This is a genomic window from Shinella sp. G-2 (assembly GCF_050172695.1).
Classification (GTDB): domain Bacteria; phylum Pseudomonadota; class Alphaproteobacteria; order Rhizobiales; family Rhizobiaceae; genus Shinella.
In genome coordinates this window covers 525,406-537,208 of record NZ_JBBEYH010000002.1, presented here as the reverse complement: position 1 = coordinate 537,208, position 11,803 = coordinate 525,406, and the positions used below count along the sequence as shown (strand labels likewise).

Sequence of the window (11,803 nt, the reverse complement as noted above, 5' to 3'; positions counted from 1 at the left end):
CACCATCATGGCCGGCATCAACCAGACGATCATGATGGCGCTCGCCATGGTGGTCATCGCCTCGATGATCGGCGTGCAGGGCCTCGGCCAGCCGGTGCTGAAGGCGATCTCCAACCAGTATTTCACGCTCGGCATCTTCAACGGGCTCGCCATCGTCGGCATCGCGATCATCTTCGACCGCGTCAGCCAGGCCTTCGGCCAGCGCCTGCAGAAACACCGCGAGATCGTTCACGGGTGATTTGATCATCCGGGGCTGATCGAAAACGCAGACACGAAAAAGGGCGCCCCGGCGAGAGCCGCGGGCGCCCTTCGTTTGGGTTCAATGCTTCGGCGAGAGGATGCCGGTGGAGAGCGCGACGCCCGCGCCGACGACCAGCGCCGCCGTCATTTCCGCCGGGCCGAAGCTTTCGCCGAGGAACACCGCGCCGCCGAGGGTGGCCAGCACCGGCGTGATGGCGGTGAAGGCGGCGGCCTGGCTGCCGCCGAGCGCGCGGACGGCGGTGCCATAGGCGAAGGTGGCGACGAGGCCGGAAAGGATGCCCTGGCTGGTGACCTGCAGCGCAAGGTCGGGCAGGGAGGCCTCGCCGAGATGCGTGCCGACGATGGCCGCCAGGCCGAGATGGATCAGGAAGGACCAGACGGCGATGATGGCGGCGCCTTCGAGGGCGGAAAGGCCCGAGCGGCGGAAGGCATGGGTGAAGCCGGCCCAGAGCACGGCGCCGAGCGGCAGCAGCACGAAGCCGGTCGCGCTCATGCCGCTCTTCAGCGTGCTGGCGCCAAGAAGGATCGCGACGCCGGCGACGATGGCGGCAAGGCCGGCAAGGCGCATGCGGTCCGGCCGCTCGCCGAAGAGCGCCATGCCGATGAGGGCCGTCGCCAGCGGCAGCGAGCCGCCGAGCAGGATGCCGCCGGGTGCGGCGGGCGTCACATGCAGCGCCGCGGCGGTGATCTGGAAGAAGAGCGCTCCGGCGCCCGCCACCATGACCACGATGATCCTGACGGGCACGCCCTTCGGCAGGAGCCCGGTGCGCAGCCAGATCGGCGCCAGCAGGAAGGCCGGCACGCCGTAGCGGATGAGGCCGATATCCACGGTGCCGAGCGGCGTTGCCGCCGTGTGGCGCGTCGCCACGACCCACAGCGCCCAGATGAGCACGGTGACGGCGCCGCCGGCATAACCGGCAAGCAGCGGGCTGGATTTGGTTTCGGGAGAGAGCGAGATCATGGCCATGGCGATGTCCTTTCTGCGCTTGGCTCAATTCATGACCAGACTCTAGCGCCGAGGGGCGAGGCATGTCCTTGCGAGTTGTGCCTCCCCTGGCGTAGCATGCGCACGATCGTGCCAATTTCAGATGCTAAAGTTTTCGGATATGCCAAAACTCGATAAATTCGATATCGCCATCCTCAAGGTGCTGCAGGAGGATGCGCGCGCAACGAATGTGGAGATCGCCGAGCGGGTGAACCTCTCCCCGTCGCCGTGCCTGCGCCGCATTCGCAATCTGGAAAAGTCCGGCGTGCTGCGCGGCTATCGCGCCGATATCGACCGCAAGGAGGTGGGCCTCGGCCTCACCGTCTTCGTGGAGATCAAGGTGGGGCGGCACAGCCGGGAAAACGCCCTGGCGCAGCAGGAAGCGCTGCTGGCCGTGCCGGAGATCGTCTCCTGCTTCCTGATCTCGGGCAATGCGGATTTTCTGGCGGAGGTGGTCGTCGAGGATCTTGCCGCCTATGAGCGCCTTTTGACGGAAACGCTGCTGAACCTGCCAGGCGTTACCGATATCCGCTCCAATTTCGCGATCCGCAGCATCAAGACCGGCGGCGCGTTGAAGCTGCCCTCGCTTTGAAGCGGGTCCCTTGAGAAGGGGGGCGGCGGACCGCCCCCCGGTTCGTCAGAAGCCGGAAAGCACCAGCTTGCCGCGCGTGCGGCCGCTTTCGACCATCGCATGGGCCGTCTTCAGGTTCGCCGCATTGATCGTGCCGACGGTCTCGGCGAGCGTCGTGCGGATGTCTCCGGCATCGACGAAGCGCGCGACCTCGTTCAGCAGCCGGTGCTGCTCGATCATGTCGGGCGTCTGGAACAGCGACCGCGTGAACATCAGTTCCCAATGGGTGGAGACGGCCTTGCGCTTGAAGGGCATGACGTCGAGGGTCTTCGGATCGTCGATCAGCCCGAAGCGGCCCTGCGGCGCGATGGTCTCGACGATGGCCGCAAGGTGATCGGTCGTGTTGGTGGTCGAGAAGACGAAGGCTGGCGCGCCGATGCCGAGCGCGGCCACCTCCGCGGCGAGCGGCTTGCCGTGGTCGACCACGTGATGGGCGCCGAGGCTCTTCACCCAGTCCGCCGTCTCGGGGCGCGAGGCGGTGGCGATGACGGTGAGGTCCGTCAGGCGGCGGGCAAGCTGCACGGCGATCGAACCGACGCCGCCCGCCCCGCCGATGATGAGGATGGCGTTGGCCGCGCCCGGCACGCTCTCACGCACCTTCAGCCGGTCGAACAGCATTTCCCAGGCGGTGATCGCCGTCAGGGGCAGGGCGGCGGCGGCGGCGAAATCGAGCGTGGCGGGCTTGCGGCCGACGATGCGTTCGTCGACGAGATGGAATTCTGCATTGGTGCCGGGCCGGTCGATGGCGCCGGCATAGAAGACGGCGTCGCCTTCCTTGAACAGCGTGACGTCCGGTCCGACCGCCTTGACGATGCCGGCGGCGTCGAAGCCGAGCACGCGCCAGCCGCCATCGGCCGGGGCGGCATTGGCCCGCAGCTTGGTATCGACCGGATTGACGGAAACGGCCCTGATCTCGACCAGCAGGTCGCGGCCCTTCGGCTCGGGGGTCGGCAGGTCGATGTCGACGAGAGCGGTTTCGGCGGTGATGGCCTGCGGGGTCTGGTAGGCGATGGCGCGCATCGGTGTCTCCTTTCGCGTTGAATGGAGACTAGATGAAGCGTAGCATCGACTTGCGCAAGAATGCACAAATAATGCCCATAGTGTCGAAAAGGATACCGTCCATGTCCCGTCCGCGCGCCAAGCTCACGAGCAATTTTCCCGGCTGCCCGGTGGAATCGACACTCTCCTTCCTCGACGGCAAGTGGAAGGGCGTGATCCTCTACCATCTGATGCACGGCAAGCTGCGCTTCAACGAGCTGCGCCGCAAGCTGCCGAGCGTCACGCAGCGCATGCTGACCAAGCAGCTGCGCGAACTGGAGGAGGCGGGCATCGTCTCGCGCACGGTGTTTCCCGTCGTGCCGCCCCGTGTCGACTACGAGCTGACGCCGGCCGGCCGCAGCCTGGAGCCGGTGATCCGCGCGCTGGCAAGCTGGGGCTCCCGGAATGTCGCCTGCGAGAACGGCCGGAACTTCATCCGCCTTGCCCCGGAAACGGTAGAGGAAATGCAAACGGCGTCCCCCGGGAGGGACGCCGCCTGATCTTTCGGGCGTTGTGTCTGGCCGGTCCGGCCGGCTATTCCGCCGGGCAGGCCGGGGTCGCCTCGCCATCCATCTTCTCGAGCGTCAGCGAGAGCAGGAAGGTGCCGAAGCCGACGACGGCCGTCGCCGCGCCGACGAAGCCCATCGAGCCGTAGCCGTAGCCCGCCGTGATCGCCATGCCGCCGAACAGCGCGCCGAGCGCATTGGCGACGTTGAAGGCGGAATGGTTGAGCGCGGCGGCCAGCGTCTGCGCATTGCCGGCGACATCCATCAGGCGCGTCTGCAGCGCCGGGCCGACGACGAAGCTGCAGCCGATGAGGAAGCAGCAGACGCCGAGCAGGATCGGGTTTTCCGCCGTCAGCGACAGGCTGACCAGCACGAAGAAATACAGCACCAGCGACCAGCCGATGGTGCGCATCAGCGAGAGATCGGCAAGCTTGGCGCCGAAGATGTTGCCGACGATCATGCCGCAGCCGAAGACCGCCATGATGACGGGCACCATGCTGACATTGAGGCCCGCGACCTCGGTGACGATGGGCGAAATGTAGCTGAAGACCGCGAACATGCCGCAGAAGCCGGCGGCGGCGATGCCGAGCGTCAGCCAGACCTGCTTGCGCTTGAAGGCGGAGAGTTCGGTCAGCGCATTGATGCCCTTCGGCTTCGCGTCGCGCGGCAGGAAGATGGCGATCAGCACCACCGTCAGCAGCCCCGTGATGCCGACGGCGACGAACATGTACTGCCAGTCGAGCTGCTGGCCGATGAAGGCGGCGAGCGGCGTGCCGATCAGGGTCGCCACCGTCAGGCCCAGCATGACCTTGCCGACCGCCTGCGTGCGCTTGTTGACCGGCACCATGGAGGCGGCGACGAGGGCGGCGACGCCGAAATAGGCGCCGTGCGGCAGGCCGGAGAGGAAGCGCAGCAGGATGAAGCTCTCGAAGGTCGGCGCGACGGCGCTGGCAAGATTGCCGGCGGCGAAGAGGCCCATCAGCACCAGCAGGAGATCGCGCCGGCGGAAGCGGGCGCCGATGACCGCGATGACGGGCGCGCCCACCACCACGCCGAAGGCATAGGCGCTGATGACGTAACCGGCCTCGGCCGTCGTCACACCGAAGGTGGTGGCGACGTCGGGCAGGAGGCCCATGATGGCGAATTCGCCTGTGCCGATGCCGAAGCTGCCGACGGCGAGCGCCAGGATGATCAGGGTGACGGTCAGCGCCGCAAGCGGTGGCTGCCCCGGGGAGAGGGCGGCATTGGGCAGGGGATGTTCGGACACGGGGTGGCTCCGCAAAGGGTGGCCCACGCGCGGAAAATCCAGCGCCGAACCCTGCATGGGCGGCCACTCCTCCTGGCTGCCGGTGCACTGCGTTCGGCCGGAAAGGCCACGATGGGGAAGGTACGACACGGCTGGAAAGCGCACTCCCGACGCTTTCAACCGATTTGTACTATATCAAACCGCGCCGCGCTGCCTACTGCGAATTTTCACCCCACCCGAAATTGCCCGCTCACGATTATTGTCCTCACGATTTATGACGCAGCGTTTTGCGCGCGCCTGTGAATCGCCGCTTTCTCGACTATCTAATGGATCGATAGTCATCCTTCAGGCGTTCCCGGCCGTCACGCGGAGCATGCGAATGAGAGTACAGGCGATTTTCAACAGGGACGGGGGGACGTTCCGCACCACCGACATGGAGGCCTATGCCCGCCATGCGGAGAAGGTCTTCTATGAGGCGGGGCATCATCTCGACTGCGATATCGTCGAGGGGGCGGATATCGAGATGGCGCTGCGCCGTTGCGCGGACCGGACCGATCTCGACGCCATGCTGGCGGGCGGCGGCGACGGCACGGTCTCGGCCGCGGCCGGCCTTGCCTGGCAGAGCCGCATGCCGCTCGGCATCGTGCCGGCCGGCACGATGAACCTCTTCGCGCGTTCGCTGAAGATCCCGCTCGACATCTGGCAGGCGATCGACGCGCTGGCCGACGGCGACATCGCCGCCGCCGATATCGGCACGGCCGACGATCGCGCCTTCGTGCACCAGTTCTCCGCCGGCCTGCATGCGCGCATGGTGCGCCTGCGCAATGCCATGAGCTACCGCTCGCGTCTCGGCAAGATCGCCGCCAACACCCGCGCCGCCGTCGGCGTCGTCTTCGATCCCCCGGAATTCGAGGTGGAGTTCAATGTCGATGGTGTCGAGGAGCACCGCAAGGTCTCGGCCATCAATGTCTCCAACAACCGCTTCGGCGAAAACGGCCTGCTCTATGCCGATGACCTGACGGGCGGCCATCTCGGCTTCTACACCACCAATCCGCTGAAGCCGGCGGGCGTTGCACGGCTCGCCTTCGATATCCTGCGCGGCAAGCTGCGCGAGAATGCCGACGTCACCGAGATGACCGGCACGGAGGTGGAACTGCATTTCCCCAAGGTCGACCGCGCGATCAACTGCGTCATCGACGGCGAGCTTCTGCCGATGGACCGCGATGTCTCGATCCGCCTGCATCCCGGCGAGTTGAAGGTGATCGTGCCGAAGGTTCAGGCCGCCAACATGGCGACGGCGGAGCCAGCGGCAGCCTAGAGTCCTTTAATGTGACGGGGGAGGGACGTTCGCAATGGCGACGGCACCGGTGACCTGCGAAATCCGCTATCGCCTCGACCGAAGCCGGATTGCGGAATTCGAGGCCTACGCGCGAATCTGGACCCGGCTGATCGTACGTCATGGCGGAACCCATCACGGCTATTTCCTGCCGCGGGAAAAGCCGGCCGATGTGGCGATGAGCTTTTCGGCGGCCGGCGAGGAGGGAGACGGCGACATCGCCGTTGCGGTCTTCACCTTTCCCGACGAGGACGCCTATCGGCGCTATCGCATCGCGGCGGCGGAGGATCCCGAAGGCATGGCCGCCAACGCGCGCTACCGGGAAAACCCGCCCTTCCTCAGCTACGAGCGCCTTTTCCTGCGGCCGCTTCCTGAAGACTGAAAGATCGAGGCCGGGCGGCAGGCAGAGGCCCACCGCCCCGCAATTCAGATCCGCGGCAGATAGGTCTGGTAGTCGAAGTCCGAGACCGTGCGCAGGTACTGAATGGCTTCCTTGCGCTTGGTATCGCCGTAGAGCTTCTGGTACTCCGCGCCGAAGGCATCCTTGATGAAGGGCGAGGCGGAGAATTCCTCCACGGCCGTCAGGAAGTCGTGCGTCAGGCGCGTCGCGTCAGGGACATCCTTGCCGGGTTCGGTCACCGGGCCGGGGTCGAGCTCGTTGTCGAGGCCGAGCAGGATGCCGCCGAGGATCGCCGTCAGCAGGAGATACGGATTGACGTCTGCACCCGCCACGCGGTGTTCGACGCGGGCGGCCGGGCCGTCCTTGTCGGGAATGCGGATGGCGGTGCCGCGATGGCCGAAGCCCCAGGTGAGGTCAACCGGCGCGAAGGAGCCCGGCTGGAACCGGCGATAGGAATTGGCGAAGGGTGCGAAGACGAGCTGCGCGTCGCGCATGGTCTGCAGCATGCCGGCGCAGACCGACTTCAGCTTCGCCGGTTCGCCGCCCCTGGCGTCGAGGATGTTCCTGCCGTCCTTGTCGATGACGCTGCAATGGACGTGCAGGCCCGAGCCCGCCTGGTCGGCATAGGGCTTGGCCATGCAGGTGGATTTCAGGCCGAAGCGGCGGGCGGCCTGTTCGGCGATGCGCTTCAGGTAGATGCAGTCGTCGGCGGCGGCGAGCGCGTCCGGGCGGTGCAGGAGGTTGATCTCGAACTGGCCGGGGCCGAATTCGGCGGTCGTGGCGTCCGCCGGCAGGTCCATCGCCTTGGCCCAGGCGCGCACGGTCTGGAGATAGTCGTCCAGCGCATCGGTGGCGCGCATGTCGTAGAGCTGGAAGCCGTTCGGCTGGTCGCGGTACATCAGGGCCGCCGGCGGGCGCGGCTTGCCGGTCTCGCGCCAGTCGTCCTCCACCACGTAGAATTCCAGCTCGGTCGCCACGACCGGCGTCAGACCCCTGTCTTCGAAGCGCTTCAGCATGCGGGCGAGGATGGCGCGCGGATCCATGAAGGAGGCGGTGCCGTCGAATTCGTGCATGGTGGCGAGCACCTGGCGCGAGCCTTCGGGCGCCCAGGGCATGGCGGTCAGCGAGCGGCGGTCGGGAATGCAAACGCCGTCCGGATCGCCGACGGAAAGCGACAGGCCGGTGATGTCGTCATTGTCGTCGCCCCAGATGTCGAGCGACTGGGTGGAGGAGGGCAGGCGCACCGAACCGTCCCAGATTTTCTTCTCGCCCTCGGGCGGAACCTGCTTGCCGCGCAGGTCCCCGTTCATGCCGACGAGGAGGATTTCGATACGGGCCGGGGCATTGCTGGGGGCATGGGCGCGCGGCGAACCGGCTGCCGTCTTGTCGTTTGTCATGGTGCCTGCTTTGGTTTGGCGGGAGGCCTGGACAAGAAATTTTGCCTTCGCTCGATCTCTTGCCAAATGCCTGTTGTATGGGCATTTTCGTAACCCATTCTGTCCCGCCGTTCAATAAGGCGGGATCTACCCCTAAGGATGTAGTCAAATGTCGAAGACCAGTGCAGCAGCCGTTTCGAACCTCGGTGCCCTCGATGCCGCCCACCATCTTCACCCCTTTTCGGACATGAAGAAACTGAACGCGACCGGCACGCGCATCATCGAGCGCGGCGAGGGCTGCTACATCTTCGACAATCACGGCAAGCGCTATCTCGACGGCTTCGCCGGCCTCTGGTGCGTCAATATCGGCTATGGCCGCAAGGAGATCACCGACGCCGTCGTGCGGCAGATGAACGAGCTGCCCTACTACAACACCTTCTTCGGCACGACGACGCCGCCGGCCGTGCTGCTGGCCCAGAAGATCACGTCCCATGCCGGCCCGAACATCAACCGCGTGTTCTTCACCGGCTCCGGCTCGGAGGCCAACGACACCTGGTTTCGCATGGCCCGCGTCTATTGGGGCGCCATGGGCAAGCCGACCAAGAAGGCGATCATCGCCCGCAAGAACGGCTATCACGGTTCGACCGTCGCCGGCGCCTCGCTCGGCGGCATGAAGTGGATGCATGAGCAGGGCGATCTGCCGATCGCCGGCGTGCACCATATCGACCAGCCCTTCTGGTACGGCGAGGGCGGCGACCTCACCTCCGACGAATTCGGTCTCAAGATGGCCCGCCAGCTGGAAGAGAAGATCGACGAACTCGGCGAGGACAATGTCGCCGCCTTCGTCGCCGAGCCGATCCAGGGCGCGGGCGGCGTGATCGTGCCGCCGGCCACCTACTGGCCGGAAATCTCCCGCATCTGCAAGGCGCGCAACATCCTGCTCGTGACGGACGAAGTGATCTGCGGCTTCGGCCGCACCGGCCACTGGTTCGGCCACCAGCATTTCGGCGTCGAGCCGGATCTGGCGCCCATCGCCAAGGGTCTTTCCTCCGGCTACCTGCCCATCGGCGGCGTCATGGTCTCCGACCGCGTCGGCAATGTGCTGGTCGAGGAAGTGGGCGACTTCAACCACGGCTTCACCTATTCGGGCCACCCGGTCTGCGCCGCCGCGGCGCTGGAAAACCTGCGCATCATCGAGGACGAGAAGCTGGTCGAGCGCGTGCATGACGACATCGGCCCCTATCTCGCCGCCGGCCTGAAATCGCTGGAGGACCTGCCGATCGTCGGTGAGGTGCAGCAGGTCGGCCTGATGGCCGCCGTGCAGCTTGCCGAGGACAAGGCGACCCGCAAGCGCTTCGAGGACAAGGAAAAGGCCGGCGTCACGGTACGCAACCATTGCCTTGAAAACGGCCTGGTGCTGCGCGCCACCGGCGACCGCATGCTCTATTCCCCGCCGCTCGTCATCACCCATGCCGAGGTCGACCAGATGATCGACACGACGCGCAAGGCGCTGGAACATGCCTGGAACGTGCTGACGGCCTGAGCGGTTTCAGCCGAAGCGGTCTCGCTTCGGCGTTGGACAATGCGGTGAAAACAAAAGCTGGAGCGTTTCCGGTGAACCGGATTTCACCGGAAATGCCCTAACCGCAGTCGCGCAACTGAATGACACGAAGTTCATCGCTCGATGCGAACTTCGTGTCATTCGTCACCAGGCACTCGCAACCGAAATCGATGGCAGAACAATAGTGGCTGGCATCGAGCAGCTTGAGGCCTCTCGTCGCGCCGAGGCGCGCCGCCATGTCCAGCAGACGGAAGTCTGCTGGAACCACCGTGAAGAGCCCGGCCTCGAAGAACAGAGATCGGTAGGCGGCTTCCACATCCGGCTGACCGAGGCGGTAGGCGCCGTAAAGACATTCGCAAACGACGATCTCGTTGACGAAGAGCTCGACGCCGCGGGACAGGGCCTCGGTGAGCAGGGCATCGACCTGTCGCTGCCGGTCGGCTTCGCCCTGAACGTAATAAATGACGATGTTGGAATCGAGATAGAGCCGCGTCGTCTGCTCCAGCCAGCGGCTATTCGTCATCGCCGGAGAATTCGCGTCGGATGGCGCTTACATCGTCCGCCGACAAGGGGCCATGGCGTTTTGAACCCACGCCCCTGAAGGCCCGGAGGCGCTCGATCTTGCGCGCCGTTTCAGCGGCATCCGCCGGTTCCGGCGCGCCTGCGAGATGTTTCCTGATGGCCTGTTCGACGAGGAAGGAGCGGGAGCGCTTCGTTTCGCGGGCGCGCTCATCCAGCAGCGCAAGCGCTTCCTTCGACAGCCTGACGGATGTGGGGTGGGTTGCAGCGTTCATTGTTCTCACCAAGCTCCTGTAGTCGAATGTAGTCGATACGGCCCGGGATTTCAAATGCGGCGCTGAACCCACCCCGCGTCCATTGTGCCCGACTACTGGCCCCGACTGCTGGCCCGACTACTGGAACGCCGTTTCGAAGAAGCTTCGGAGCTTGCGCGAATGCAGCTTCTCCGGCGGCATGCCGGCAAGGATTTCGAGGGCGCGGATGCCGATGCGCAGGTGCTGGTTGACCTGAGTGCGATAGAAGGCCGTCGCCATGCCCGGCAGCTTCAACTCGCCGTGCAGCGGCTTGTCGGAGACGCAGAGGAGCGTGCCGTAGGGCACGCGGAAGCGGAAGCCGTTGGCGGCGATGGTGGCCGATTCCATGTCGAGCGCGATGGCGCGCGACTGGGAGAGGCGCTTGACCGGCCCGCGCTGGTCGCGCAGTTCCCAGTTGCGGTTGTCGATGGTGGCGACGGTGCCGGTGCGCATGATGCGCTTGAGGTCGTAGCCGCCGTGGCCCGTGACCTCTTCCACCGCGCTTTCCAGCGCCACCTGCACCTCGGCGAGCGCCGGGATCGGCACCCAGACGGGCAGGTCGTCGTCCAGCACGTGGTCCTCGCGCACATAGGCATGGGCGAGCACGTAGTCGCCGAGCGTCTGGCTGTTGCGAAGGCCGGCGCAATGGCCGAGCATCAGCCAGGCATGCGGGCGCAACACGGCGATATGGTCGGTGATCGTCTTGGCATTGGAGGGACCGACGCCGATATTGACGAGCGTGATGCCGCCATGGCCCTTCTTCTTGATGTGGTAGGCCGGCATCTGCGGCAGGCGGCCGGGCGTGATGTTCGGCTCCGGCTTGTCGGCGCCGGCCGGCGTGACGAGATTGCCGGGCTCGACGAAGGCCGTATAGCCGTTGCCGCCCTCGGCCATCTGCCGGCGCGCCCATTCGCAGAACTCGTCCACGTAGAACTGGTAGTTGGTGAAGAGCACGAAGTTCTGGAAATGCTCGGCGCGCGTCGCGGTGTAGTGGCTGAGGCGGGCGAGCGAATAGTCGACGCGCTGGGCTGTGAAGGGGGCGAGCGGCGAAGGTTCGCCGGGGCCGGGCTCATAGGAGCCGTTGGCGATCTCGTCGTCGGTGTTGGTGAGGTCCGGCGCGTCGAAGAGGTCGCGCAGCGGCAGTTCGATGCCCTCGGCGATCTCCGCCTCCACATAGGCGCCTTCCCCGAAGGCGAAATGCAGCGGGATCGGCGTCGTCGATTCCGAGACGATGACGCGGACGCCATGGTTGCGGATCAGGAGGCCAAGCTGCTCCTTCAGGTAATGGCGGAAGAGTTTCGGCCGGGTGATCGTGGTCGTGTAGACGCCGGGCGAGGCGACATAGCCGTAGGACAGGCGCGAATCGACATGGCCGAAGCTGGTCGTCTCGATGCTGACCTGCGGGTAGCAGGCGCGAAAGCGCGTGCCGGGCGTGCCGTTCTTGCCGAGCGCGGTGAAGGCACTGGTCAGGAAGGTCGTGTTGCGGTCGTAAAGCGCCTGGAGCGCGTCGACGGCGGCCACCGGATCATCGAAGGACTGGGGCTCGTAGGGGTCGGGCGTTGCGAAGGAAAGGGGCTTTGGAGAGAAGATTCGTTTGCTCATGAATCACTATAGATGTTGTTATTTGACAAGCAAACGACATGTGCGGCGC

The 11,803-nt window shown here is 65.7% G+C and carries 12 protein-coding genes and 1 pseudogene; 6 read left to right on the top strand and 7 right to left on the bottom strand.

From position 1 onward, the window contains the following. Positions 1-238, top strand: a pseudogene (locus V8U06_RS06570) (proline/glycine betaine ABC transporter permease); the annotation flags it as partial. Positions 239-319: 81 nt separating this feature from the next. Here the strand turns inward: V8U06_RS06570 and V8U06_RS06565 are convergent. After that, positions 320-1,228, bottom strand: a complete 909-nt coding sequence (locus tag V8U06_RS06565) for a DMT family transporter (protein WP_427139976.1) — start codon at positions 1,226-1,228, stop codon at positions 320-322. A gap of 139 nt (positions 1,229-1,367) precedes the next feature. Here V8U06_RS06565 and V8U06_RS06560 point away from each other — a divergent pair, with 139 nt between their 5' ends. After that, positions 1,368-1,838 carry an Lrp/AsnC family transcriptional regulator gene (locus V8U06_RS06560; RefSeq protein ID WP_427139975.1) on the top strand — a complete coding sequence of 157 codons (471 nt, stop codon included), beginning with the start codon at positions 1,368-1,370 and terminating at the stop codon, positions 1,836-1,838. Between the two features lie 45 nt (positions 1,839-1,883). On the opposite strand, the gene V8U06_RS06555 is transcribed toward V8U06_RS06560, so the two are convergent. Then, a complete protein-coding gene (locus V8U06_RS06555; protein ID WP_427139974.1) occupies positions 1,884-2,897 on the bottom strand; it encodes a zinc-binding alcohol dehydrogenase family protein in 1,014 nt (337 codons plus the stop codon). A gap of 101 nt (positions 2,898-2,998) precedes the next feature. Between V8U06_RS06555 and V8U06_RS06550 the strand changes: the two genes are divergently transcribed. Continuing rightward, positions 2,999-3,415 carry a winged helix-turn-helix transcriptional regulator gene (locus V8U06_RS06550; protein ID WP_427139973.1) on the top strand — a complete coding sequence of 139 codons (417 nt, stop codon included), beginning with the start codon at positions 2,999-3,001 and terminating at the stop codon, positions 3,413-3,415. Positions 3,416-3,449: 34 nt separating this feature from the next. Here V8U06_RS06550 and V8U06_RS06545 read toward each other — a convergent pair whose 3' ends face one another. Continuing rightward, positions 3,450-4,688 carry an MFS transporter gene (locus V8U06_RS06545; protein WP_427139972.1) on the bottom strand — a complete coding sequence of 413 codons (1,239 nt, stop codon included), beginning with the start codon at positions 4,686-4,688 and terminating at the stop codon, positions 3,450-3,452. A gap of 358 nt (positions 4,689-5,046) precedes the next feature. Between V8U06_RS06545 and V8U06_RS06540 the strand changes: the two genes are divergently transcribed. Then, positions 5,047-5,985, top strand: coding sequence for a diacylglycerol/lipid kinase family protein (locus tag V8U06_RS06540; protein WP_226919870.1), 939 nt, complete (start codon positions 5,047-5,049; stop codon positions 5,983-5,985). 34 nt (positions 5,986-6,019) lie between these two features. Continuing rightward, on the top strand, positions 6,020-6,385 hold the full coding sequence (locus tag V8U06_RS06535) for an NIPSNAP family protein (protein ID WP_427139971.1): 366 nt from the start codon (positions 6,020-6,022) through the stop codon (positions 6,383-6,385). A 44-nt stretch (positions 6,386-6,429) separates the two neighbouring features. On the opposite strand, the gene V8U06_RS06530 is transcribed toward V8U06_RS06535, so the two are convergent. Continuing rightward, positions 6,430-7,800: a glutamine synthetase family protein gene (locus tag V8U06_RS06530; protein WP_427139970.1), complete on the bottom strand. Its 1,371-nt coding sequence runs from the start codon at positions 7,798-7,800 to the stop codon at positions 6,430-6,432. 148 nt (positions 7,801-7,948) lie between these two features. Here V8U06_RS06530 and V8U06_RS06525 point away from each other — a divergent pair, with 148 nt between their 5' ends. Then, positions 7,949-9,322 (top strand): aspartate aminotransferase family protein, encoded by a 1,374-nt coding sequence (locus V8U06_RS06525; protein ID WP_427139969.1) that lies wholly within the window; start codon positions 7,949-7,951, stop codon positions 9,320-9,322. Positions 9,323-9,419: 97 nt separating this feature from the next. Here the strand turns inward: V8U06_RS06525 and V8U06_RS06520 are convergent, their stop codons facing one another. From V8U06_RS06520 to V8U06_RS06510, 3 genes are all read right to left on the bottom strand, one after another. Then, entirely contained in the window at positions 9,420-9,863 is a 444-nt protein-coding gene (locus V8U06_RS06520; protein WP_427139968.1) for a type II toxin-antitoxin system VapC family toxin, read from the bottom strand. After that, a complete protein-coding gene (locus V8U06_RS06515; protein WP_427139967.1) occupies positions 9,853-10,134 on the bottom strand; it encodes a ribbon-helix-helix protein, CopG family in 282 nt (93 codons plus the stop codon). The genes V8U06_RS06520 and V8U06_RS06515 overlap by 11 nt, the downstream gene beginning before the upstream one ends. Positions 10,135-10,251: 117 nt before the next feature. Next, complete coding sequence (locus V8U06_RS06510) at positions 10,252-11,754, bottom strand: AMP nucleosidase (RefSeq protein WP_427139966.1); 1,503 nt, start codon at positions 11,752-11,754, stop codon at positions 10,252-10,254. Positions 11,755-11,803: the final 49 nt, after the last annotated feature.

Coding starts and splice junctions, on each gene's coding strand:
- V8U06_RS06515 (WP_427139967.1), bottom strand. CDS start 10,134: ATGAACGCTGCAACCCACCCCACATCCGTCAGGCTGTCGAAGGAAGCG.
- V8U06_RS06550 (WP_427139973.1), top strand. CDS start 2,999: ATGTCCCGTCCGCGCGCCAAGCTCACGAGCAATTTTCCCGGCTGCCCG.
- V8U06_RS06565 (WP_427139976.1), bottom strand. CDS start 1,228: ATGGCCATGATCTCGCTCTCTCCCGAAACCAAATCCAGCCCGCTGCTT.
- V8U06_RS06560 (WP_427139975.1), top strand. CDS start 1,368: ATGCCAAAACTCGATAAATTCGATATCGCCATCCTCAAGGTGCTGCAG.
- V8U06_RS06525 (WP_427139969.1), top strand. CDS start 7,949: ATGTCGAAGACCAGTGCAGCAGCCGTTTCGAACCTCGGTGCCCTCGAT.
- V8U06_RS06530 (WP_427139970.1), bottom strand. CDS start 7,800: ATGACAAACGACAAGACGGCAGCCGGTTCGCCGCGCGCCCATGCCCCC.
- V8U06_RS06520 (WP_427139968.1), bottom strand. CDS start 9,863: ATGACGAATAGCCGCTGGCTGGAGCAGACGACGCGGCTCTATCTCGAT.
- V8U06_RS06510 (WP_427139966.1), bottom strand. CDS start 11,754: ATGAGCAAACGAATCTTCTCTCCAAAGCCCCTTTCCTTCGCAACGCCC.
- V8U06_RS06535 (WP_427139971.1), top strand. CDS start 6,020: ATGGCGACGGCACCGGTGACCTGCGAAATCCGCTATCGCCTCGACCGA.
- V8U06_RS06540 (WP_226919870.1), top strand. CDS start 5,047: ATGAGAGTACAGGCGATTTTCAACAGGGACGGGGGGACGTTCCGCACC.
- V8U06_RS06555 (WP_427139974.1), bottom strand. CDS start 2,897: ATGCGCGCCATCGCCTACCAGACCCCGCAGGCCATCACCGCCGAAACC.